Source organism: Algibacter sp. AS12 (genome assembly GCF_046736315.1).
Classification (GTDB): Bacteria; Bacteroidota; Bacteroidia; order Flavobacteriales; family Flavobacteriaceae; genus Algibacter_B; species Algibacter_B amylolyticus.
The window spans coordinates 2774922-2798134 of record NZ_CP151841.1 but is presented as its reverse complement, the minus strand read 5'-3'; the positions used below and the strand labels follow the sequence as shown (position 1 = coordinate 2798134).

At 34.0% G+C, this 23213-nt stretch carries 21 protein-coding genes and 1 tRNA gene; 9 read left to right on the top strand and 13 right to left on the bottom strand.

Annotation, left to right across the window (positions count from 1 at the left end; translation table 11 throughout):
• Nucleotides 1-172: 172 nt before the first annotated feature.
• The 5 genes from AAFN75_RS11590 to AAFN75_RS11570 all read left to right on the top strand — a co-directional run bounded on the left by AAFN75_RS11590 (nt 173) and on the right by AAFN75_RS11570 (nt 5258).
• A complete protein-coding gene (locus tag AAFN75_RS11590) occupies nt 173-514 on the top strand; it encodes a PadR family transcriptional regulator (protein ID WP_092851718.1) in 342 nt (113 codons plus the stop codon).
• Nucleotides 511-2298, top strand: coding sequence for a PspC domain-containing protein (locus tag AAFN75_RS11585; RefSeq protein ID WP_411806468.1), 1788 nt, complete (start codon nt 511-513; stop codon nt 2296-2298). The genes AAFN75_RS11590 and AAFN75_RS11585 overlap by 4 nt, the downstream gene beginning before the upstream one ends.
• Before the next feature lie 153 nt (nt 2299-2451).
• A complete protein-coding gene (locus AAFN75_RS11580; protein WP_411806467.1) occupies nt 2452-3180 on the top strand; it encodes a head GIN domain-containing protein in 729 nt (242 codons plus the stop codon).
• A gap of 149 nt (nt 3181-3329) precedes the next feature.
• Entirely contained in the window at nt 3330-4166 is an 837-nt protein-coding gene (locus AAFN75_RS11575) for a GIN domain-containing protein (RefSeq protein WP_411806466.1), read from the top strand.
• 345 nt (nt 4167-4511) lie between these two features.
• Complete coding sequence (locus AAFN75_RS11570) at nt 4512-5258, top strand: 6-phosphogluconolactonase (protein WP_411806465.1); 747 nt, start codon at nt 4512-4514, stop codon at nt 5256-5258.
• 2 nt (nt 5259-5260) lie between these two features.
• Here the strand turns inward: AAFN75_RS11570 and AAFN75_RS11565 are convergent, their stop codons facing one another.
• A complete protein-coding gene (locus tag AAFN75_RS11565; RefSeq protein WP_411806464.1) occupies nt 5261-6283 on the bottom strand; it encodes a LacI family DNA-binding transcriptional regulator in 1023 nt (340 codons plus the stop codon).
• A gap of 379 nt (nt 6284-6662) precedes the next feature.
• On the opposite strand from AAFN75_RS11565, the gene AAFN75_RS11560 reads away from it, so the two are divergent.
• Both AAFN75_RS11560 and AAFN75_RS11555 read left to right on the top strand, forming a co-directional pair.
• Nucleotides 6663-8141 (top strand): sodium:solute symporter family protein, encoded by a 1479-nt coding sequence (locus AAFN75_RS11560; protein WP_411806463.1) that lies wholly within the window; start codon nt 6663-6665, stop codon nt 8139-8141.
• 4 nt (nt 8142-8145) lie between these two features.
• Nucleotides 8146-9315: an N-acetylglucosamine-6-phosphate deacetylase gene (locus tag AAFN75_RS11555; protein ID WP_411806462.1), complete on the top strand. Its 1170-nt coding sequence runs from the start codon at nt 8146-8148 to the stop codon at nt 9313-9315.
• Here the strand turns inward: AAFN75_RS11555 and AAFN75_RS11550 are convergent.
• Together AAFN75_RS11550 and trxB are read right to left on the bottom strand one after the other, a co-directional pair.
• Nucleotides 9307-9381, bottom strand: a tRNA-Pro gene (locus tag AAFN75_RS11550). The genes AAFN75_RS11555 and AAFN75_RS11550 overlap by 9 nt on opposite strands.
• A gap of 98 nt (nt 9382-9479) precedes the next feature.
• The gene (gene trxB / locus AAFN75_RS11545; protein ID WP_411806461.1) at nt 9480-10460 is read right to left on the bottom strand and encodes a thioredoxin-disulfide reductase; all 981 of its coding nucleotides are present in this window, start codon (nt 10458-10460) and stop codon (nt 9480-9482) included.
• A 161-nt stretch (nt 10461-10621) separates the two neighbouring features.
• On the opposite strand from trxB, the gene AAFN75_RS11540 reads away from it, so the two are divergent.
• Nucleotides 10622-11092: a hypothetical protein gene (locus tag AAFN75_RS11540; protein WP_411806460.1), complete on the top strand. Its 471-nt coding sequence runs from the start codon at nt 10622-10624 to the stop codon at nt 11090-11092.
• 97 nt (nt 11093-11189) lie between these two features.
• Here AAFN75_RS11540 and AAFN75_RS11535 read toward each other — a convergent pair whose 3' ends face one another.
• From AAFN75_RS11535 to AAFN75_RS11495, 9 genes are all read right to left on the bottom strand, one after another.
• The gene (locus AAFN75_RS11535; RefSeq protein WP_411806459.1) at nt 11190-12494 is read right to left on the bottom strand and encodes a TRAP transporter large permease; all 1305 of its coding nucleotides are present in this window, start codon (nt 12492-12494) and stop codon (nt 11190-11192) included.
• A gap of 2 nt (nt 12495-12496) precedes the next feature.
• Complete coding sequence (locus AAFN75_RS11530; protein ID WP_411806458.1) at nt 12497-12988, bottom strand: TRAP transporter small permease; 492 nt, start codon at nt 12986-12988, stop codon at nt 12497-12499.
• 2 nt (nt 12989-12990) lie between these two features.
• Nucleotides 12991-13965 carry a TRAP transporter substrate-binding protein gene (locus AAFN75_RS11525; protein ID WP_411806457.1) on the bottom strand — a complete coding sequence of 325 codons (975 nt, stop codon included), beginning with the start codon at nt 13963-13965 and terminating at the stop codon, nt 12991-12993.
• A 26-nt stretch (nt 13966-13991) separates the two neighbouring features.
• Entirely contained in the window at nt 13992-15404 is a 1413-nt protein-coding gene (uxaC, locus tag AAFN75_RS11520; RefSeq protein WP_411806456.1) for a glucuronate isomerase, read from the bottom strand.
• 9 nt (nt 15405-15413) lie between these two features.
• The gene (locus tag AAFN75_RS11515) at nt 15414-16595 is read right to left on the bottom strand and encodes a DUF4861 family protein (protein ID WP_411806455.1); all 1182 of its coding nucleotides are present in this window, start codon (nt 16593-16595) and stop codon (nt 15414-15416) included.
• Between the two features lie 92 nt (nt 16596-16687).
• Nucleotides 16688-17482: a gluconate 5-dehydrogenase gene (locus tag AAFN75_RS11510; RefSeq protein WP_411806454.1), complete on the bottom strand. Its 795-nt coding sequence runs from the start codon at nt 17480-17482 to the stop codon at nt 16688-16690.
• 3 nt (nt 17483-17485) lie between these two features.
• Nucleotides 17486-18328 (bottom strand): 5-dehydro-4-deoxy-D-glucuronate isomerase, encoded by an 843-nt coding sequence (kduI, locus tag AAFN75_RS11505; protein WP_411806453.1) that lies wholly within the window; start codon nt 18326-18328, stop codon nt 17486-17488.
• A gap of 20 nt (nt 18329-18348) precedes the next feature.
• Nucleotides 18349-19524: a mannonate dehydratase gene (gene uxuA / locus AAFN75_RS11500; protein WP_411806452.1), complete on the bottom strand. Its 1176-nt coding sequence runs from the start codon at nt 19522-19524 to the stop codon at nt 18349-18351.
• A 17-nt stretch (nt 19525-19541) separates the two neighbouring features.
• The gene (locus tag AAFN75_RS11495) at nt 19542-20351 is read right to left on the bottom strand and encodes an SDR family oxidoreductase (RefSeq protein ID WP_411806451.1); all 810 of its coding nucleotides are present in this window, start codon (nt 20349-20351) and stop codon (nt 19542-19544) included.
• A gap of 262 nt (nt 20352-20613) precedes the next feature.
• On the opposite strand from AAFN75_RS11495, the gene AAFN75_RS11490 reads away from it, so the two are divergent.
• Nucleotides 20614-21684, top strand: a complete 1071-nt coding sequence (locus AAFN75_RS11490; RefSeq protein WP_411806450.1) for a substrate-binding domain-containing protein — start codon at nt 20614-20616, stop codon at nt 21682-21684.
• A 163-nt stretch (nt 21685-21847) separates the two neighbouring features.
• Here AAFN75_RS11490 and xylA read toward each other — a convergent pair whose 3' ends face one another.
• Nucleotides 21848-23164 carry a xylose isomerase gene (xylA, locus tag AAFN75_RS11485; RefSeq protein WP_411806449.1) on the bottom strand — a complete coding sequence of 439 codons (1317 nt, stop codon included), beginning with the start codon at nt 23162-23164 and terminating at the stop codon, nt 21848-21850.
• Between the last annotated feature and the right edge of the window lie 49 nt (nt 23165-23213).

The following is a 23213-nucleotide window of genomic DNA, read 5'->3' as shown; positions in this document are numbered from 1 at the left end:
GTAATGGAAAGCCCACAGCCCGACGTAGGAGGTGCGAGGACTTGAAAAGTAAAGCCCGACCCTTGTGGTAACGCCCAACTAGTCGAAGTGACAAAATAAAATTTCATCAATAATCAATCAATCAAATCAATCAAAAAATGAACAGTTTCACAACATTAAAACGCCTTAGAACATGAAGATAGAAAACACAAAAGCACAAATGCGTAAAGGGGTTTTGGAATTCTGCATACTATCGGTCTTAAAAGACGACGATGCTTATGTAGCAGAAATTTTAAGCACCTTAAAAGATGCCAAGTTGCTGGTGGTTGAAGGTACCATTTACCCTTTACTTACCCGACTTAAAAACGCAGGACTTTTAAATTACAGATGGGAAGAATCGACCTCTGGACCACCAAGAAAGTATTACGGTTTAACCGAAACCGGAAAATTATTTTTAAAGGAATTAGATACCACTTGGAGTGAATTACATAACGCAGTAACTATAGTAACAAGCCAAAAAACACCAAAGAAATGAATAAAACAGTCAACATAAATTTAGCAGGTATATTTTTTCATATAGATGAGGATGCGTACTTAAAATTGCAACGCTATCTGGAGGCTATAAAACGTTCGTTTACGGACTCGCAAGGGCGATCTGAAATTATAGCCGATATAGAAGCGCGTATTGCCGAACTTTTTAATGAGCGCGTGCAAAACGACAAGCAAGTTATTAGGATTGCAGAGGTAGATGAAGTGATTTCGGTAATGGGACAACCTGAAGATTACTTGGTAGACGACGAGATTTTTGAGGATGAGCCACAGGCCAGTTACAGAACAAAATCTACTACTTCGAGAAAGCTTTTTAGAGATACAGACAACTCTTATGTAGGTGGCGTATCGTCTGGGTTATCCCATTATTTTGGTGTTGATGCTATATGGATTAGATTAGCATGGATACTTTTAATTTTTGGTGCTGGTACCGGTATTTTACTTTATATTTTACTTTGGATTTTAGTTCCGGAAGCTAAAACTACAGCCGAAAAAATAATGATGACGGGCGAGCCTGTTAACATTAGTAACATTGAAAAAAAAATTAAAGACGGCTTTGAAACCGTAACAGAAACCGTTGGTGATGTGGCCAAAAATGTATCGGACTCGGTATCGAACGCGGCTAAGAATATAGATGTTAAGAAAACGGGGAATTCTATAAAATCGTCTTCTAGATCTTTTTTTGAAACCATAGGCGACATTATTATGTTTTTCTTTAAGGTGTTCTCAAAATTTATTGGCGTGCTGCTAATTATAGCTAGTGCTGCAACGTTAATTGCGCTTATTGTAGCCTTATTTTCTGTTGGTATTGCCGATGTAATTCATATACCTGGTTTAGACCTTGTAGAGATTGCCAACACCGGCGAAACCCCAATTTGGTTAGTGTCTTTATGTGCCTTTTTTGCCGTTGGAATTCCTTTCTTTTTCTTATTCTATTTAGGACTAAAGATTTTAATAAACAACTTGAAATCCATTGGCAACCTTGCTAAATTCTCGTTACTTGGCTTATGGATTATCTCGATTATAGCGCTTATTATTTTTGGTGTAAGACAAGCTAGCGAACATGCCTACGAGGAGAGCTATACCGAAAAAACCGAGCTTCCAATTACAACTAAAGATACGCTTACTATTAAAATGGTAAACAACGATAATTTTAACTCGGATTATGGGCGTCATGATAATTTTAAACTAGCCTATAACGACAATGGTGATAAGGTACTATACTCTGCGGATATTGATATTATTGTAAAATCGACTACAGACTCGGTAGCTAGAGTAGCTATTAGAAAAAAAGCTGATGGTAGAGATTATGATAGCGCTATTGAGCGTGCAAAAAACATTAATTATAATTTCGATTTTAAAAACAACACCTTGTTACTGGACTCGTACTTAACCACACATCCAGATAATAAATTTAGCGACCAAGAGGTTGATGTTGTTCTTTATTTACCAGAAAACGCAGTAACATATTTTAACAATAGCGCCAAAGGACATTTGAATTACCGCACGTATGATGGCAATATAATTTCTAGAGATGATACCAATCATTACATGAAAATTATGTATGAAGATGCCGTATGTTTAGACTGCCCAGAGGAAAATATTAAAATTAAAGTGAATACACCTAGTGTTAAAATTAATGACGATGGTATTGAAATTCATTCCAACGAAGGCCATTTAAAAATAGATAAAAATGGTATTAAAGCCGAATCTGAGGAAGTAAACCTAAACATAAATGCCGAAGGTGTTGAAATAGACGCAGAAGATTAAATAATAAAACAAAAATCCCGATATCATGTCGGGATTAGTTTACCTAACAATTCATCAATAAAAATCGACAATTCAGATATTTAAGTTTCTAATTAATGTTATTTAGAAGGATATTTGTACAACAGTTAATCATCAATCAAAAAATGAACCGTCATGACTACACTAATCAAATTCATTGTTGCCACCGTATTAAGTTTAACCCTTTTTTCGTGTAATTTCGATATGAATTACAACACTGGTGTTCGCGGAAACGGCGAGATTACCGCTCAAGACCGCAGTATTACCGAACTTTTTACCGCCATTAAGGCTACCGAAGGTTTAGATGTTTATTTAACCCAAAGCGATATTGAAAGTATAAGCGTTGAAGCCGATTCTAACTTACACGACATTATTTTAACCGAGGTTGAAAATGGTGTTTTAAAAATTCACACCAAAGAAAACATTGGTAAAGCCAAAGCCAAAAAAGTACATATTAGCTTTAAAGATATATCGAGTATTACATCTACTAGTGGTAGCGATGTGTATTCCACAAACACCATACATGTTGAGCGCTTAGATTTAAAATCGACCAGCGGAAGTGATATGACTCTTGATGTAAATACATCGGTTTTAAATTGCAAATCCACCAGCGGTAGTGATTTAAGACTCTCAGGAAAAACAGTTAAATTACTTGCTGAAGCTACCAGCGGAAGCGACATTAAAGCAGCCGATTTAATGGCAGAATCTAGCGAAGTAAAAGCAACTAGTGGTGCAGATATTACCGTAAACACATCAAAAGAATTAATAGCTAGAGCTACAAGTGGTGGCGACGTTAAATATTATGGCAACCCACAAACAGTCGATAAAAGTGATAGTTCTTCTGGAAGTATTAAACAAAAATAACCAACCAAACCAACTAATGCTTAAACCATTTCAATCTTTATTAAAGGATTGAGATGGTTTTTGTTTTATATTTGATAGTGACTTATTTCACCTATTATTGTCTAACAGATATAGAGTATTACATATAAAAACAATTAATCCGTTTACAAATGAAAAAATTCCTCTCCATATTTTTTTTAAGTTTACTATCTATTGCTCTTTGTGAAGCACAAAGTACAGAAAAAGTTAAGGGAAATAGAACTGTTACTATTCAACAAACCAATATTGAATCTTTCCATACTATTATCTTAGATGAAGATTTTGAAGTTGAAATAATTTATGATGCCAACCCTTTTGTTGAAGTTGAAACCGATGAAAACTTACATGAATATATCGACTTCCAGGTTGTTGACAGCGTCCTTACATTTAATAAAAAAGCAAGAATTACTTCGAAAAAGAAACTAAATATTAAGGTTACTTATAATGATGTTTTAAAACATATTGAAACGACTGATGATGCTGAAATACTATCGCTAGCTACAATGGATATAGAAAATGGATCCTTAAAAACTAGAGGTTCATCTAAGGCAGGATTAACTATAGAATCGAATGTTTTTTCGGTTGATATGGATGATAAATCTAAAGTAAAGTTAAATTTAACTAGCGAAAACTGTTTACTTTCTATGAGCGGTAACAGTAAGATTGATGCCTTAATAAACACCTCGGTATTTACAACAAATTTATATCAACGTGCTACAGCAAATATTGAAGGCTCTAGTAAAAGGGTTAAAGCAGAACTAGATAACAATACTGCGTTTAATGGAAAAAACTTTACAATAAATACGTGCGAAGTAATTTGTAATATAAGTAGCGATGCACACCTAGAAGTTTTAGACGACATCATTATTGAAGCCTCTGGAGCGAGTTCTATTTATTTATATCAGAACCCTAAGATTATAATAAACAAGCTTGCTGACACGGCGAAACTTCAAAAGAAGGTTAAATAATTTTTCCTTCGTTAATTCTTAAACATAAAAAAGCCAAAGTAAATTACTTTGGCTTTTTTTGTTACGATAAGAGAAGGCGTTTATTTTTAGTGCTCTTATGGTTTGCTCCTTTCTTATAACGACCTCAATTTAACTTTATTTAAATACCAAAACAAAAGTCATTTAAAATATATTTATGCAAACGTTTGCATAAAACTAATAAATTATTAATTTTGATGAAGTTATTTCTAATTCTAAAAACCGAACATAGAACCCTTGTGGTCTATTTTAGAAAAAAGAAACAGCTAACCATAGTATTATTGGTTAAAAATTAAAATTATATATCCTTATAAACACAAAGTAATAATGCCAAATTTAAACCAAAACATACATGTTTTTCCAACCAAAGAACAAACTGGAAATGCCGCAGGAAAGGCTATAGAAACTTGTATTGTAAACTTGCAAAAAATAAGAAACGATATTAGAATAATATTTGCAGCCGCACCTTCACAAGACGCCATGCTAAACTACCTATCAAGCTCAAAATTAATTGATTGGAGTAAAATAACAGCATTTAACATGGACGAATATATTGGTTTAAAACCTGGTGCACCGCAATTATTTTCATCTTATTTACAACGAAATCTTTTTTCTAAAGTTGATTTAAAGGAAATTAATACTATTAACACAAACCATGATATCCCTAATGAAATTGAACAATACGAGCAGTTATTAACGGCTGCACCAATAGATATAGTTTGTTTAGGAATTGGTGAAAACGGACACATAGCATTTAATGATCCACCGGTAGCCGATTTTAATGACCCAAAAACCATTAAAGTAGTGGAATTGGACCATGCTTGTCGTGCGCAACAAGTAAATGATGGTTGCTTTAAAACAATTTCTGATGTACCTAAAAAAGCGATAACGTTAACGATACCAACACTAAATAATGGGACTCATTTATTCTGTGTTGTTGTTGGTAATAAAAAAAATGAGGCCGTAAAAAACACCTTATCCGGTATAATATCTACAGCGTGTCCAGCATCAATACTCACAAAACATCCAGATTGTAGTTTTTATTTCGACGCGCAAGCATACAAAGGCATCTAGGTTTACCCTATTCTCGAAGATTCTCTAATAATTAATTCTGTTTTTAAAGTTATTATTTCAGAATCTATAATATCATTATTATCTTCTATTTGACGTATCAAAAGTTTTGCCGAGGCTACTCCCATTTGAAATGCACGATCATTAACCGTAGTTAAATTAGGCTCTATAATTCGAGATATAGGGTAATTACTAAATCCTACAATGGCCACCTGTCGTGGAATTTTTATTTCATTTTTTCTAAAAACTTGAATGGCACTAACTGCTGTATAATCATTAGCACAAAACAATCCATCGGGCAATTCTGGAAGGCTTAAATATTTTTTAGCACATGCAACACCTTCGTCATAACTTAAGCTATTGGTTTGCATAATTAAAGTTTCATCTACAGGTAAATCATAACTTTTTAGCGCTGCTTTATAACCTTCCAATCGGGCTTTAAAAATATTAGTTTTTTGATTTCCAGCTATATGTCCTATTCTTTTACAGCCGCTTTTTATAAGATGCTCAGTTGCTGTGAAGGACGATTCAAAATCGTTAATTACAATTTTACTTGCATCAAAATCGGTAGGAACGCGGTCATAAAAAACAAGAGGCACACCAAGCTTATTGAATTTTTTAAAATGTTTACAATTAGTTGTTTCAATACTTAAACAACTAATAATACCATCTACCATTCTTGTTTGTAATATTTTAGTGATTTCTTGTTCTCTTTTTAATGCGTCTTTAGATTGATAAATAGTTATGTTATAATTATTTTTATATGCAAAATCTTCAATACCGCTAATTACAAGCGAGTGAAAATGAATATCAATCCTAGGAACAATAACACCAAGAGATCTCGTTTTTTTCATTCTAAAACTAGAAGCTATAGAATTAGGAGTAAACCCCTTCTCATCGGCCTTTTTCTGAACTCTTTTTTTTGTAGCATCACTTATTGCAGGATGATTACCCAAAGCTCGAGAAATTGTTGAAGGAGATAAATTAAGATCTTTTGCTAAATCTTTTAATGTAATTCTGTTTTTCATAAAAAAATAAACAAACGTTTGCTACCCATATTTTTTATCGAGATTAACTTTCGATATTTCTTATTTGAAACACTTAAAAACGTATTTCATTAAATTAACACTTTATACCACCCTTAAGTTATATTTAGTATAATTGGGTGATTTATATTAAATGACAATTATTATTTTCCGGCTTGAAGCCAATCCACAATTAACAAAGTTAAATATATATAATAATTAGCAATAATTATACATATCACAAATTTTTATGCAAACGTTTGCATAAATTTGTATTTTTATTTAAGTTTGTGACCTTAGGTTGATAAATGAGTTTCTAAATTAGATACATTCGTTTATTGCATTAACTTCTAAAAACACACCAAAATAAAACAACAACTATATGCAATTACTAGATTGGATAGTACTGGCTTTTTACTTTATTCTATTATTATCAATTGGCTTATGGGCCTATTCTCGAGTAAAAAATTCTGCAGATTTTTATACCGCAGGTGGAAAATTACCTTGGTGGCTATCTGGTGTTTCACATCATGTTTCGGGTTATAGCGGAGCCGTATTTGTAGCGTATGCTGGCATAGCATATACACACGGTTTTACATTATATGTTTGGTGGGCTTTTACAGTTGCTATCGCTACCCTACTCGCCGCTTTTTATATCGCACCAAGATGGGCTAAACTTAGAAAGTTCGCAAATATTCAGTCGCCAACGGAATATCTACTAACGCGATACGATCTTAAAACCCAACAACTAATTGCGTGGGTAGGTTCTATTATAAAAGTATTTGATACTGGAGGTAAACTTGCTGCAATAGCCCTTTTGCTAAATGTTTTTAGCGGAACCTCAATAACTTTTGGTATTCTATTAGTGGGGGTTGTATCCTTAATTTACATAACTATTGGAGGTTTATGGGCAGATGTTTGGAATGATTTTGCTCAGTTTATTGTGCAGTTATTAGCTGGAATAACCATGTTTGTTATAATCATCATTAATTCTGAAGATGGATTAATGAGTGTTGCAACAGTTTGGGATAAACTTCCTGAAGGCAACTCAGACTTTTTTAACGACCCTTACACTATTACTTTCGCGTTTACCATGCTACTAATTAATTTCTTTAGTTATAGTGGCGGTACCTGGAATCTTGCCACACGTTTTATATCATCGTCTTCAGCAAAAGTTGCAAAAAAAGCTGGAATATTATCTTCAATTTTATATCTTATTTGGCCTTTAATCCTATTATACCCCATGTTTGTGGCACCCATGTTTTTAGAAAATCTTTCGGATCCAACACTTTCGTACGGATTAATGGCTAAAAAGTTTTTACCCGCTGGTTTACTTGGTTTAGTATTAGCATCTATGTTTGCTAATACGCTTTCCATGACATCATCAGACTCTAACACCATATCTTCTGTGATATGTAGAGATATTTTACCTAATCTATTTCCTAAATTCCGAAAATTATCGCAAAAAAAAGAATTAAGATTAGCTAGAATTTGTACCTTTTGTTTCACAGCAATTACAATTATCGTGGGGTTAAACGCTAGTAGTTTTGGTGGTATTTTTGGTTTAATAGTAACTTGGTTCGGTGCTTTATTAGGCCCAATATCAGTTCCTATGATTCTTGGCTTACTTCCAGCATTCAAAAAAAGTGGTAGCAGCGCTGCAATGGCATCAATTATAGGTGGTTTATTAGTTTTTATAATTTTAAAACTAGTAGAACAAAAATCACTTGCCTTAGAAATGGGAGGCCCTATATTAGCATCATTAGTTATTTTTACACTAGTTGGTTGGTTAAACAAAAAACCTATTCCTCAAAAAATAACTGAACTCCATTTGAGTTTAAACAAGAATCCGAACGATTAACAGCATGAATTTTAAAGCTTTAGATTATAGAACAAATGAGCCCATTACAGTCGAGGTTGAGGGTGGTTACATTAAAAGCATATCTAAATGCGAACAACGCCTTGAGCATTCCTATTACATAGCACCAGGATTAGTAGATCTTCAAGTTAATGGGTTTAAAGGTATTGATTTAAACAGTTTAGACTTAAAAGTTGCCGACGTTAACAAAATATGTGAAGATCTCTTAGAAGAAGGCATAACAAGCTTTCTTCCAACTATAATTACAAATAGTGATGAAAGCACAACCTATTTATTAAAAATAGTTTCCCGCGCCTGTAATGAATCATTTAAAACAAATGAATCTATAGGCGGCATCCATTTAGAAGGTCCATTTATATCTTTAGAAGATGGACCAAGAGGCGCACATTCCAAAGCATTTGTAAAGGCACCCAATTGGGAACTTTTTACTAAATGGCAAAACGCCGCGAATGGAAAAATTCGAATAATAACCCTATCTCCCGAATGGCCAGAATCGATTGAATTTATTAAAAATTGTGTTGCATCAGGAATAATTGTTTCTATTGGCCATACTGCTGCAAGTCCAAAACAAATTCAAGACGCAATTAAAGCAGGAGCCACAATGTCTACACACCTAGGAAATGCTTCGCACGCCATGTTACCTCGCCATAATAATTATATTTTTGAACAATTAGCTTCTGATGATCTCTGGGCTAGTATTATTGCCGATGGATTCCATTTACCAGATGCTTTGCTGAAAATTTTTCTAAAAACAAAACCAGATAAAAGTATTTTAGTTAGCGATACAACATCTTTCGCTGGTCTTCCTACAGGAAACTATACAAGTCATATTGGTGGCGAAATCACACTAGATGCTTCAGGAAAATTACACATGCAAGGAAATCCTTATATGCTAGCAGGTTCTGCACAATCTTTACTTTGGTGTGTGAACCAATTAATTAATAAAAACATCGCATCATTAAAAGACGCATGGCATATGGCGTCAATTAAACCTACAGAAATATTATTTGGCACATCCAATAACTTACTACAAGTTGGACAAAAAGCTAATTTGGTGATTTTTGAAAAAACCAATAATGGTTTAGAAGTAATAAAAACTATTCAATCTGCAGATATCGTGTATTCTAATCCTAATAAAAACTATTTGTCGGGATGACAGGATTTGAACCTGCGACCACATGACCCCCAGCCATGTACGCTAACCGGACTGCGCCACATCCCGTTTAAAACAATACCAAAGAACGTATTTTTTAAAATAATTACAAAACAAAAAAAGCCGAAGCAAATGCTCCGGCTTAATATTATTGTAAATTCTACAAGTTAATTATAACTAGACGTAGACACCTCGAATGTAGAGTCTTTAGCTGCTAAATAACGTTCTGCATCTAAAGCTGCCATACAACCTGTACCAGCTGCTGTAACCGCTTGTCTATACACGTGGTCTGCTGCATCACCAGACACAAAAACACCTTCAATATTAGTTTTAGACGTTCCTGGAGTATTTATTATATATCCTGTTTCATCTAATTCTAAAAAGCCTTTAAATATATCTGTGTTTGGTTTGTGACCAATAGCTACAAAAAACCCAGTGGCTTCAATGTCGTGCTTTTCGTTAGTTTTATTATTAACCACACGAACGCCTGTTACCACTTGTCCATCACCTAAAACCTCATCGGTTTCAGTGTTAAATAAGATTTCTATATTTTCGGTGTTTTTAACACGAGTAGCCATAATTTTTGAGGCTCTAAACTCATCCCTACGCACAAGCATAGTTACCTTTTTACAAAGCTTAGATAAATAATGTGCTTCTTCACAAGCTGAATCTCCCGCACCAACAATTACAACTTCTTGATTTCTGTAAAAGAAGCCATCACACACAGCACATGCCGAAACACCACCTCCTAATTTTAAATATTTCTGCTCAGAATCTAAACCTAAATATTTAGCAGATGCTCCAGTTGAAATAATAACGGTATCACAATGAATTTCTTTCTCCTCATTAACCCACACTTTATGTACATCACCCGAAAAATCCACTTTTGTTATCCAACCATCGCGAATATCAGCTTCAAAACGTTGTGCTTGTGCTTGTAATTGCATCATCATTTCTGGTCCAGTAATACCATCGGGATAACCCGGAAAGTTTTCAACCTCATTAGTAGTTGTTAATTGTCCTCCAGGTTGCGTACCTTGATATAAAACAGGACTCATATTTGCTCTAGCAGCATAAATGGCGGCTGTATAACCTGCTGGTCCAGAACCTATAATTAAGCATTTAACTTTTTCTATTGTATCAGACATAATTCCTATTAATTTTAGTACTACAAAAGTAGAATTTTTGATTGAAACCTTACTGTTAAGTTATCAACAGTTTCTATAACCACATAACACTTCATTATAAAAAAAATTGCTATCTGTTTTTTTCGTAACTTAAGTAGCGTAACCTCCTAATACTTAACATTATGAAAAAGCTCACATTATTTATTTGTATTATTCTATTATGTTCTTGTAATAACAAACCAAAAGTTGATAACATAGAAAAAACACCATCTATTACTGTTAACGCCAATAATACTTTAGAAGGCGCTTGGAAACTAGTAAGTTTTATAAATTATGGCGAAACCGGAATAGCAGACACCATATTAACCTCGGATACTAATAAACAGATAAAAATGTATTCGAAAACAAAGGTGATGTGGAGCAGGACTAGAATTTTCGATACTATTGACTGGTTTGCTTATGGAGAATATAAAATTGAGAACGGTATTTTAACTGAAATTTTAGAATACGGTTCTAAATCGATGAACGAAGTTATAAAGGAAAAAACTGAATTTAGTTTTAATATAACTATTAGCGAAAACGAATTTAGCCAAACCGAAATTGATGATTTAGGACACCCTATTATCTCTGAAAATTATATTCGATTGGAATAAAGACTCTTCTTCTTAATCAAATTAATCTAAAAAGAAATAGGGACTATAATTGCTTATAGTCCCTATTGTATAGCTTTAAAGTAAAAATTACTGATTTTTACAGGTCAAACAAAGTTGGTAAATACATTGATATTGCCGGAATATAAGTTATTAGCAATAATACTATTACCATAATTAGTAAAAATGGCAGTAAAGGCTTAACAACCTGAGTTACCGATACATTGGCAACACCACTACCCACAAAGAGTATAGTTCCAACTGGAGGCGTACATAAACCAATACATAAATTTAATACCAATACAATACCAAAATGTACAGGATCCATTCCTAAAGCCACTACTACAGGTAAGAATATAGGTGTAAATATTAATACCGCTGGCGTCATATCCATAAAGGTTCCAATAATTAATAACACGATATTGATTACTAAAAATATAACTATTTTATTACTGAATTGCTCCAATAAAAAGCCACTTATAAGTTCTGGAATACCTTCAAAAGAAAACAACCAAGACATCGCCATAGATGTACAAATTAAAAACATAACTACGGCTGTTGTTTTAGCACTAGTTAGTAATATATCTGGAAAATCCTTTGTACTAACATCTCCATATACTAGAGCTAACACTGCAGCATATAACACAGCAATTGCAGACGCTTCGGTTGCTGTAAAAATACCAGCTACAATACCACCAACAACAATAACCAATAATAAAAGGCTAAAAAATGCTTTTCTAAAATAGGTCCATATTAATGATAAAGGCGCGCGATTTCCTTTAGCAAATTTTCTAGTTATAGCCACAAAAGCTATATACGCCATAATAGCAAGACCTAATAAAATACCTGGTAAATAACCTGCAATAAATAAAGCTGCTACCGAGGCTGTTCCGCCACTTGCAAGCGCGTAAACAATTAAAATATTACTAGGTGGAATTAGCAAACCTGTTGTTGCCGAAGTGATATTAACCGAGGCACTAAACTCTCTTGGGTAACCTTCATCTTCCATTCTATCTGTCATAATACTTCCAATGGCAGATGTTGCAGCAATTGCAGACCCTGAAATGGCTCCAAACAACATAGAAGCTAATACATTTACATAAGCTAAACCTCCCGGTAAACTCGCTACTAAAGATTTAGCAAAATTGATAAGGCGGTTAGCAATACCTCCACGTTTCATAATTTCGCCTGCCAACACAAAAAACGGTATGGCTAATAGCGCGAAACTATCAATACCTGTTGTCATTCGTTGTGCAATAGTTGTTAGTCCTGGCAGTTTATCAATATTAAGCAGTAAACTTAACGTAGTAGAAATACCAATACTATATGCTACTGGTACTTTTAACATTAATAATGTAAAAAAACTTGCAAATAAAACGATAATACTTATTACTTCGATACTCATGTCTATTCGGTTATTTTGTTAGCACTAATTTGTGTGATGTGATAAATTGAAAACCACATAATAAGCAAACCACTTATAGGTAAAATGGCATAAATATAGCCTAACGGAATTCTTAACGTACCTGATAATTGCCCTAAATATAATGTGGTATATACTAAATTAAAACCACCTATTACCATAACTATTAAAGCAAATAAAAAGACACAAATCTCTATAAAATACAATGCTTTTTTCCGTCCACTTGGGGAAAACTTCTGATAGAGAAAATCCATTGATAAATGCTGTCTTTTAGCATTAAGATAGGCTGCTCCTAAAATAGACAACCAAATTAGCGAGAATCTTGCAAGCTCTTCTGTAAAGGCAAAAGAAGTATTTAGAATATACCTAGAAAACACTTGACCTAAAACATCTACAACCAACACTCCAAAAATAGCAACCAGGATAACCTCCATGATTCTACATACTTTGTTAAAAAGAACATCTGCTGTTTTCATAATTATTGATTTTTAATTTTATTAATTAAATCATCCATTTCTGGGTGCTCCTTTTGAAAAGCTTCTAAAACCGGTTTAGACTTTTCTTGAAATAAGGATTTCTCCGGAATAATAATTTCTACACCAGCTTCTTTAGCAATAGCCATAGACTCTTCAACGGAGTCACTCCAAAATTTCTTTTGGGCTTGACTCGATATATCTGCCGCTTCCTGTACCCAAACTTTTTCTTCTTCGGTTAAACTTTCCCAGTATTTTGTACCTATTAACAATACATCTGGAACCGATGAGTGCTGATCTAGAGTATAATACTTACTAACCTCATAATGATTTGATGACACAAACGATGGTGGATTATTTTCAGCACCATCAACCACACCCTGTTGGATAGCTGTATATAGTTCGCCATAAGCCATAGGTGTTGGCGAACCACCTAAAGAGTTTACCATGTTAATAGCCATTTGGTTATTCATAACTCTAATTTTAAGACCTTTTAAATCATCGGGTGTACGTATGGGTTTATTTGAAGTGTAAAAACTTCTGCTTCCTGCATCATAATAACACAATCCTCTTAACCAAAATTTACTTCCTTTTTCTAAAATAGATTTTCCTACTTCGCCCTCTAAAACATCAAATTGGTGTTGCTTATCTCTAAATAAATAAGGAATTCCTAAAATATGGTATTCAGGCACAAAATTAGATAAGGTCGCTGCACTTACTTTAGTAACAGCTACACTTCCTATTTGCAATAGCTCGAGAGTTTCACGTTCGGAACCTAATTGGCCGTCTGGAAAAATCTTGATATCCATTTTTCCTCCCGACTTTTCGGCAAGAGCTCTTTTAAACTCTAAGATTCCCTTATGAACTGGGTGCGATTGCGGCAAAGTATGTGCTAGATACATAACTTTTACACCGCTATTTCTTTTACACCCTGTAAAAATAAAGACCAGTAATAGGCAATAAAAAATTCTATTCATCATAATTGTGGTGGTGTTTTTTTCTTAGTTTAGTTTTTAAATTTAAAGTAGTTTACTGCGTTATTATAACAAATATCTTGAACCATTTCCCCTAAAAACTCTATGTCGTTTGGCACTAAGCCATTATTAACATCTTCGGCAAGAAGATTACATAAAATTCTTCTAAAATAGTCGTGTCTAGGGAAAGACAAGAAACTTCTACTATCCGTTAACATACCAACAAAACGGCTTAATAAGCCCATATTTGATAAGGTGTTAAGTTGTTTTTCCATACCATCCTTTTGATCTAAGAACCACCAACCAGAACCCCATTGCATCTTCCCGGGAGCATCAGAATTTTGAAAGTTCCCCATCATAGTAGCAAACACTTCGTTTTGCGATGGGTTTAAATTATAGGTAATAGTTTTTGCTAATTGATTGGTTGCATTTAGGGTATCGAACAATTTTGACATAAACTCGGCCATCGGAAAATCGCCAATAGAATCTACACCTGCGTCTAGTCCTACTTGCTCTAATAATAGTGAATTATTATTTCGAATAGGTCCTAAATGATATTGTTGGATCCAATCGTATTCGTGGTATTTCTTACCTAAGAAAACAAACAAAAATGAGCGATATTTATTAACCTCGTTCTCGCTTAAGCTACTTCCATTTAATTTTTTAGTAAATATTTTGGAAACTTCAGCTTCATTATAATCCACCATAGTAAGCGCTTCTCCTATACCAAAATCGGATAAGCGACAGCCATGACTATTAAAGAATTCTATTCGTGTATCAATAGCATTTAAAAAATCATTAAATGTGTTTATTTTTATAGTGGTACTAGTTTCTAGTTTTTTTAAATAGCTTAAAAAGTTATCTTTATTTATAAAAAACAAAGCATCGGCTCTAAAAGTTGGCAGTACTTTTGTTGAAATACAAGCGTTTTCAGAAATTTGTTTATGATATTCTAAATCGTCCGTTGGATCGTCTGTTGTACAAACTACCTCAACTTTCATATCTTCCAATAATTGGGCTGGAGTTTTGGTTTCTAAAACTGCATTAGCTTTTTCGTAAACAGCTTCGGCTGTTTTAGGACTAAGAAGATCCTCAATACCAAAATAAGCCTTTAACTCTAAATGGGTCCAATGAAACAATGGATTCCTTAACGTATAAGGCACTGTTTCTGCCCATTTTAAAAACTTCTCCTTTTGCGAAGTATCAGAACCCGTTATATACTTTTCTTCAATACCATTTGCTCGCATACCTCTCCATTTATAATGGTCGCCATGTAACCAAGCTGTAGTAATGTTTTTTACAGGTACATCTTCAGCTATTTCTTTTGGAGATAAATGATTATGATAATCAATTATTGGTAAATCCTTAGCATACTCATGGTATAACACTTGAGCCACTTCAGACTGCAATAAAAAATTTTCTGTAATAAAAGGTTTTGAATTCATAACGAATTACTACTGCAATGAAACTTCTAATGGATTATTAATTTTTAAGGTGAAATCTTTTATGTAGTTTTCCCAAGATTCTTTTGTAGTAAACTCATTGGCCTCTTTCCATCCGAAACCTGAATAGAAAACAGCTTTTCCTTGGTTTACTTTTATTTGAGCGTATAAATTACTTTGATCTGTTAAACCTGTTACGAAAAACTCTGAAGACATCATATTTCCATGAGGCACCAATACCGCTGTACCTAACTCTGAATCGCCATGTGGCTCCCAATACGATATCCACCCTTCGTTTACATTTTCTGTTGGCACACCATCATTTTCATGTAAGGTTAAACCTGAATAAATAGAATTTGTACCATCAACTTCAATTTCATATTTAGTTAAGTTACTACCGTAATCTAAAGAAATATGTTTCTTTTCAGAAATCATTTTTCCGTTAGCGTCCCAGTCTGCATAATCCAAGATAAAGCTTGTTCTAATTGGTCCTGTTGTAATAACTTTCCAATTGGTAAAGTTTTTAGAAACATAATACGTTGTATCGCTTTTTACCGCTGTTCCTCCAATACCGCGACTTACACCAACATGAAAATTATCTAAACCTTCTGGCGACGGTAAATGATAAGCACCCGGTGCTTTATCGTTTTTAGCATACCACTTATTAATAATGGGATATTCTACTTTTTTTAACCACCCATCAATACCACTTGATAAAGTTCCTCCTTTAGTGCCGTCCTCTACCATTTTTTGGGCAACTGGACCATAAGTTCTAAAGGCTACTTTATTGTTTTCCCAAGCAAAATCATCTGTTCTTTCTGGAACAAATCGAGAATAACAAAACTCTGTTACTTCTTGTGTTGTATTACCTTCAGCAGAAATTAGATTAAATTGTTTTTCTGATTTAGCTTCTAATTTTGGTTGAAATAAAAGTACATCGGCATTACCGTCTTGATCTTCATCTACAAATTGAGATACTAAAATAGCTTTAGTTGTTGCATCTTGAATCGCTAAGTTTTCGAAGCTTTCGCCTTCCTTTAAAGTTAAATCTGATTTTTTAATCTCAACCGTTTCATTTGAACGAGACACTTCCAATGCATTTTTAACAGTTACCCTGTGTCCTGATGCTTCCTGCTGACAGCTTTGGGTAAAAAAAGCTCCCATTAATAAAGCGGAAAATAGTATGTTTTTCATTTGTTTAATTTTTAGTGTTATACAAGTAAAAGGTAATGCGCATAACTCAGCTTTTAACATAAATTAAAAGCATGAATTACGCGCAGTATTTACTAATCTTCGTTTGATGGTTTTCCTATTGTTGCCAATATACCGCCATCTACGTATAAAATATGTCCGCTAACAAAATCACTTGCTTTAGCCGACAAAAATATGGCTGCACCAGCTAAATCGTTAGGATCTCCCCACTTTGCAGCAGGTGTTCTGTTTACAATAAAATCGTTAAAAGGATGTCCTTCTACACGAATTGGTTCTGTTTGGCTTGTTGCAAAATATCCTGGACCTATACCATTAACTTGCACATTATGTTTTGCCCATTCTGTTGCCATATTTTGGGTTAACATTTTTAATCCACCTTTTGCTGCAGCATAAGCACCAACACTGTTTCGGCCTAATTCGCTCATCATAGAACAAATATTGATAATCTTACCTTCTTTTCTAGCAATCATGCCTTTTACAACATGCTTAGAAACTATAAACGGGCTTACCAAATCGATATCGATAACCTGCTTAAAATCGGCTACCTCCATGTCTATTAATGGTGTACGTTTTATAATACCTGCATTGTTAATTAAGATATCTATTTGACCAACTTCCGCTTCAATTTTTGCAACTGCTGCAATAACCTCGTCTTCATTGGCTACATTAAATTTATAACCAACAGCGTTTATACCTTCTTTTTTATATTCCGCAACAGCGTTATCGATTTTTTCTTGTGAAGAATTACCGTTAACAATTACCGTTGCACCTGCTAAACCTAAACCTCTGGCCATAGCCATTCCCAAACCGTGGGTACTTCCGGTTACTAAAGCATTTTTTCCTTTTATATCAAATAACGATGTACTCATAGCTTATCTTAATTCTGTTATTTTAGCAACATCCATATCGCCATAATCTAAATTCTCTCCTGCCATTCCCCAAATAAATGTGTAATTTGAAGTTCCTGAACCTGAATGGATTGACCATGGTGGAGAAATTACTGCTTGGTGATTTTGCATCCAGATGTGACGCGTTTCTTGAGGCTCTCCCATAAAATGACAAACGGCCTGATCTTGAGGGATATCTAAATAATAGTAAATTTCCATTCTACGATCGTGCACGTGTGCTGGCATCGTGTTCCACACACTTCCTGTTTTTAACTCTGTCATTCCCATTTGAAGCTGACAAGTTTCTACTATACCACCAATAATTTGTTGGTTTACTGTACGGTGATTAGCTGTTTCTAACGATCCTAATTCTATTTTATTAGCATCTGCTTTACTTACTTTTTTTGTTGGTAAGCTAGTGTGTGCTGGAGCTGAGTTTAAATAAAACTTTGCTGGGTTATTTTTATCATTACTTTTAAAGATAACTTCTTTTTTTCCGCTTCCAATGTATAGCGCATCTTTTAAAGTTAATTGAAATTCTTCTCCATCAACTTCAACCGTACCATCACCACCTACATTAATAATTCCTATTTCTCTTCTTTCTAAAAAGTAAGATGATTTTAAAGGATCAATAGTTTCTAATGCTACTGGTCCTGCAACAGGAACTGCAGAACCTGCCATATATCTATCATAATGTGTGTAAACCAAAACTAATTGATCTTCCTTCATTAAGTTTTCAATTAAAAACTCTTCTCTTAACTCCTCTGTGTCGTACTTTTTTACTGCTTTCGGACTGGACGCGTATCGCGTTTCGTAACTTGTTTTCATGATAAATTGTTGTTTGTTTATTATATAGTTTGCTTTATCCCATATTCTAAACCTCGTAGTTCTGCTAATCCTCTTAGCCTACCTATCCCGGAATAACCTGGGTTTGTTATTTTATTTAAATCGTCAAGCATTTGATGACCATGATCTGGCCTAACAGGAATAGCAAAATCTGCATAACCTGCTGCTTTACGTCTTTTTTCTTCTTTTAAAATTGCTTTTACAACGCTGTACATATCTACATCGCCATCTAAATGATTGGCTTCGTAAAAATTACCAGCTTCATCGCGCTTTGTGCTTCTTAAATGCAGGAAATGTGCTCTATCTGCAAAGCGTTTAAAAATTTGAACAAGATTATTATCTGCTCTTACACCTAAAGAGCCTGTACAGAATGTAATACCATTGGCACGGTCTGGAACATTTTCAAATAAATGCGCATAATCGGCCTCTGTACTTACTACTCGTGGTAATCCTAAAATAGGATATGGTGGATCGTCTGGATGAATACACATTAAGACTTGATTTTGAGATGCTACAGGAATAATTTCTTTTAAAAAAGACACTAAATTATTACGCAATGCAGTAGCATCGATATCTTTATAGGTATCTAAAATAGTTTGAAATTGCTCTAAGGTGTAACCTTCTTCGGCTCCTGGTAAACCTGCAATAATATTTTTTACAAGTTGTTTTTGATCCGCATCTGAAAGCTTATCAATATAAACCTTTGCTGCTTTTTGTTGTGCTTCAGAATAGCTGTGTTCTGCACCTGGACGTTTTAATAAAAAAAGTTCGAAGGCAGCAAAAGCAATAACATCAAAACGCAATGCTTTAGATCCGTCTTCTACTTGAAAACTTAAATCGGTTCGTGTCCAATCTAAAACCGGCATAAAATTATAACACACAATATTAATACCGCATTGTGCTAAGTTTGCTATACTCTGTTTATAGGTTTCAATATATTTTTGAAAATTCCCAGAACGTGTTTTAATGTTTTCGTGTACCGGAATACTCTCAACAACGCTCCATGTTAATCCTGCACTTTCAATAGTGTTTTTTCTTTTTTGAATGTCATCAATTGTCCAAACCTCGCCGTTAGAAATATGATGTAATGCAGAAACAATACCTGTTACACCTGCTTGTTTTATATCTGATAAGGATACGGGATCATTTGGTCCGTACCATCTCCATGTTTGATCCATTCTTTTAAACTTAATTATTAAACCCCACTAAATGCTCCAAAACCACCATCGACACTAATAACGGTTCCTGTAATAAACTTGGCAGCTTCGCTACACAATAAATGTACTGCTCCATTTAGCTCTTCGGCTTCACCAAAACGTTTCATAGGTGTATTTTTTATAATCGTGTTTCCTCTGTCTGTTAATGAACCATCTTCATTAGTTAATAATTTTCGGTTTTGATCTGCAATAAAAAAACCTGGAGCAATAGCATTAACCCTTATTTTATCGCCAAACTTTAAAGCCATATCCACAGCCATCCATCGCGTAAAATTTTCCATAGCTGCTTTAGATGCTGAATAACCAACAACTCTTGTAAGTACTTGAGGAACTGCCATAGAACTCACGTTAACAATAGAACCATTGCCTTGATTCGACATTTGCTTACCAAATACAAGGGAAGGTATTACCGTCCCCATTAAATTGAGATCTGTTACTTTTTGAAAATCTGGAATTGAAATATCGAAAATGGAATCTCCTGGAGCAACTGTAGCTCCAGCCATATTACCACCAGCAGCATTAATTAAAATATCAATTTGTCCCCATACAGAAACAATATTATCTTTAATTTTTTCTAAAGCTAATTTATTTAAAACATCGGCTTGAAAACCTAAAGCGTGCGTAATTGATAAAGACTTAGCAAAATCTTCTGCCTTTTCTTTACTTCGTCCTAAAATAGCGACTTTAGCACCAGACGCCACTAAATAAGTTGCTATATTAGAACCCAATACGCCATAACCTCCAGTGATTATAATTACTTTCTCCTTTATATCAAATATCGTGTTCAATTCTAATCTTATTTAATTCTATGACACATCGTGTGCTCATTTTTTTCAAAACATGTTACACGTTATTTATCAGGTAAAATACATACTCTTGATTAATAAGCGACATTAAGACTGCTTATTACGTGTACGCACACACAAATATAACGAAAAAATAGTGTGCGCACACAAAATAATGAAAATTTTTACTAAATTGCTTGAAATTACAAAACCAAATTTGGTGTTAATTGTAATTTAAGATAATAAGAAAACACTTTTTTTATTTATGATTACAATAAAAGACATCGCCAAGGAAGCCAAAGTTTCCGAAGGTACTGTAGATAGAGTGCTGCATAACAGAGGTGGTGTTTCCAAAAAAACTGAAGCCAAAATAAAAAAGATATTAAAGCATCATGACTTTAGCGTAAACCCTATTGCAAGTGCGCTTGCCATGAAAAACAAATACTTTATTGCCACTTTAATCCCAGAACACAACGACCTAGATTTATTTTGGAAATCGCCATACTTAGGAGTTCTAAAAGCTGCCGAAGATGTTAAGAGTTTCGGTGTTCAAGTGACTAACTTTAGTTATAATCAATATGACCCAAAATCTTATTTAGATACTTTTAATGCTTTAATTGAAGGTAAACCTACTGCAGTAATTATGGTTCCCAATTTTTCGGCAGAAACCAAAAAGATTGTAAACCAATTAGAAGCGCTTAATATCCCTTACCTTTTTGTTAACATTGATATTGATGGATTTAACAATATTGGATTTGTGGGTCAAGACTCTTACAACGCAGGTTATATTGCAGGTAAACTGATGCATTTAAGTTTACCAAAACCCTCTGCCTTTTTAATTATTCAGGCTAGACATAATATTACCAAAAACAATGCGGTATCCAATAGAATTAAAGGTTTTAATGATTATTTTACTAAAAACAACGTAGATTCCACAACGCAAACTTTAAAAATTGAAAATTTAGGTAGCTCTACAGAAACCAAACAAAAAATAAATTCCTATTTAAAAATACATCCTGAAATTAAAGGTGTATTTGTACCATCAAGTAGAATTTACATTGTGGTTAATAGTATAGAAGACGACTATTTAAAGAAACTAGAATTCATTGGTTTTGATAATACACCACAAAACATTGCGTGTTTACTCAACGACTCAGTTTCCTTTTTAATATCGCAGAAACCGTTTGATCAAGGTTATGAAGCGATTAGACTTTTAACGGAATATTTGCTTAAAAATGAAATTACGAATCCTAAACACTATGTTCCTATAGATATTCTGATAAAGGAAAACGTAAAATACAACGAACGAAATGAGTTTACCGAAGCGGATAAATAGTATTAAAGAATTAATAGCGCTTCACTTTTAGAATCAAGGACCAACACCGGATTCTTAGTGAGGACTCATAGATAATTTTTTATCTTAATATCATGCAATAAAAAAAGCCTCTTTAAAAACTAAATTTTGAAGAGGCTTTATATTTATAGAATAATTAATCAGATTATATATACTGATTGATGATATTCTCGAATAACTCTTGCTTACCACTCTTTAATTGTAACTCGCCATTTTCTTGAGCTATTTTATATAAGTCTTGTAAGTTTAATTTTCCGTTTTCGAAATCTTTTCCTTTTCCTGAATCGAAAGAACTGTAACGCTCTGCTCTTAATTTCTCGTAAGGTGAAGAAGTAATGATTCTATCGGCTATTAAAAGCGCTCTTGCAAATGTATCTGCTCCTCCAATATGTGCGTGAAATACATCGTCCATATCGGTTGAGTTTCTTCTAATTTTAGCATCAAAATTAACACCACCACCTTGCAGTCCGCCAGCTTTAATAAAAACTAACATAGCCTCGGCTGTTTCTTGAATGTTATTAGGGAATTGATCGGTATCCCATCCGTTTTGGTAATCGCCACGGTTAGCATCTAAACTCCCTAACATACCAGCTTTTGCAGCCGTTTCAATTTCGTGTTGGAAAGTGTGTTGCGCTAAAGTAGCGTGATTTACTTCAATATTGATTTTGAAATCTTTATCTAAACCGTATTCTTTTAAGAAACCTATAGCGGTTGCAGAATCAAAATCGTATTGATGTTTTGATGGCTCCATTGGTTTAGGTTCAATAAAGAAATTACCTTTAAAACCTTGCGCTCTAGCATAATCTCTGGCCATAGTTAAAAACTGTCCCATGTGGTCTAACTCGCGTCCCATATCTGTATTTAATAAAGACATGTAACCTTCGCGACCACCCCAGAACACGTAGTTTTCTCCGTTTAATTTAATGGTAGCATCTAAGGCTAATTTTACTTGACCTCCTGCTCTTGCTACCACATCGAAATCTGGATTGGTAGAAGCACCATTCATATAACGTGGGTTAGAGAAACAGTTAGCTGTTCCCCATAATAACTTAACACCACTTTCGGCTTGTTTACCTTTTATATAATCGGTAATGGTTGCCAAACGCGATTCAGATTCGGCAAAAGTTACACCTTCTTGGATTAAATCGAAATCGTGGAAACAGAAATAATCGAATCCCATTTTACCTATAAATTCGAATGCTGCATCGGCTTTATCTTTTGCTGCTTGAATAGGGTCTGATGATTGATCCCAAGCAAAGTTTTGTGTTCCTGGGCCGAATGGATCTGATCCTTGACCACAGAAGGTATGCCAGTATGCAATAGAAAACTTAAACCATTCTTTCATGGTTTTTCCTGCTACAACTTGGTCTGGGTTATAATATTTGAATGCTAGCGGGTTGTCTGATTCTTTTCCCTCGAATTTAATGTTTCCTATGCCTTTAAAATACTCTGTATTTGCCATTCTGAAATGTGTTTAACGGTTTAATTTTTTATTCGTTTGCTGTTTATTT

What these genes read in the sequence shown, in the direction of transcription:
- AAFN75_RS11590 (WP_092851718.1), top strand. Translation starts at nt 173, where the DNA reads ATGAAGATAGAAAACACAAAAGCACAAATGCGTAAAGGGGTTTTGGAA.
- AAFN75_RS11585 (WP_411806468.1), top strand. Translation starts at nt 511, where the DNA reads ATGAATAAAACAGTCAACATAAATTTAGCAGGTATATTTTTTCATATA.
- AAFN75_RS11580 (WP_411806467.1), top strand. Translation starts at nt 2,452, where the DNA reads ATGACTACACTAATCAAATTCATTGTTGCCACCGTATTAAGTTTAACC.
- AAFN75_RS11575 (WP_411806466.1), top strand. Translation starts at nt 3,330, where the DNA reads ATGAAAAAATTCCTCTCCATATTTTTTTTAAGTTTACTATCTATTGCT.
- AAFN75_RS11570 (WP_411806465.1), top strand. Translation starts at nt 4,512, where the DNA reads ATGCCAAATTTAAACCAAAACATACATGTTTTTCCAACCAAAGAACAA.
- AAFN75_RS11565 (WP_411806464.1), bottom strand. Translation starts at nt 6,283, where the DNA reads ATGAAAAACAGAATTACATTAAAAGATTTAGCAAAAGATCTTAATTTA.
- AAFN75_RS11560 (WP_411806463.1), top strand. Translation starts at nt 6,663, where the DNA reads ATGCAATTACTAGATTGGATAGTACTGGCTTTTTACTTTATTCTATTA.
- AAFN75_RS11555 (WP_411806462.1), top strand. Translation starts at nt 8,146, where the DNA reads ATGAATTTTAAAGCTTTAGATTATAGAACAAATGAGCCCATTACAGTC.
- trxB (WP_411806461.1), bottom strand. Translation starts at nt 10,460, where the DNA reads ATGTCTGATACAATAGAAAAAGTTAAATGCTTAATTATAGGTTCTGGA.
- AAFN75_RS11540 (WP_411806460.1), top strand. Translation starts at nt 10,622, where the DNA reads ATGAAAAAGCTCACATTATTTATTTGTATTATTCTATTATGTTCTTGT.
- AAFN75_RS11535 (WP_411806459.1), bottom strand. Translation starts at nt 12,494, where the DNA reads ATGAGTATCGAAGTAATAAGTATTATCGTTTTATTTGCAAGTTTTTTT.
- AAFN75_RS11530 (WP_411806458.1), bottom strand. Translation starts at nt 12,988, where the DNA reads ATGAAAACAGCAGATGTTCTTTTTAACAAAGTATGTAGAATCATGGAG.
- AAFN75_RS11525 (WP_411806457.1), bottom strand. Translation starts at nt 13,965, where the DNA reads ATGATGAATAGAATTTTTTATTGCCTATTACTGGTCTTTATTTTTACA.
- uxaC (WP_411806456.1), bottom strand. Translation starts at nt 15,404, where the DNA reads ATGAATTCAAAACCTTTTATTACAGAAAATTTTTTATTGCAGTCTGAA.
- AAFN75_RS11515 (WP_411806455.1), bottom strand. Translation starts at nt 16,595, where the DNA reads ATGAAAAACATACTATTTTCCGCTTTATTAATGGGAGCTTTTTTTACC.
- AAFN75_RS11510 (WP_411806454.1), bottom strand. Translation starts at nt 17,482, where the DNA reads ATGAGTACATCGTTATTTGATATAAAAGGAAAAAATGCTTTAGTAACC.
- kduI (WP_411806453.1), bottom strand. Translation starts at nt 18,328, where the DNA reads ATGAAAACAAGTTACGAAACGCGATACGCGTCCAGTCCGAAAGCAGTA.
- uxuA (WP_411806452.1), bottom strand. Translation starts at nt 19,524, where the DNA reads ATGGATCAAACATGGAGATGGTACGGACCAAATGATCCCGTATCCTTA.
- AAFN75_RS11490 (WP_411806450.1), top strand. Translation starts at nt 20,614, where the DNA reads ATGATTACAATAAAAGACATCGCCAAGGAAGCCAAAGTTTCCGAAGGT.
- xylA (WP_411806449.1), bottom strand. Translation starts at nt 23,164, where the DNA reads ATGGCAAATACAGAGTATTTTAAAGGCATAGGAAACATTAAATTCGAG.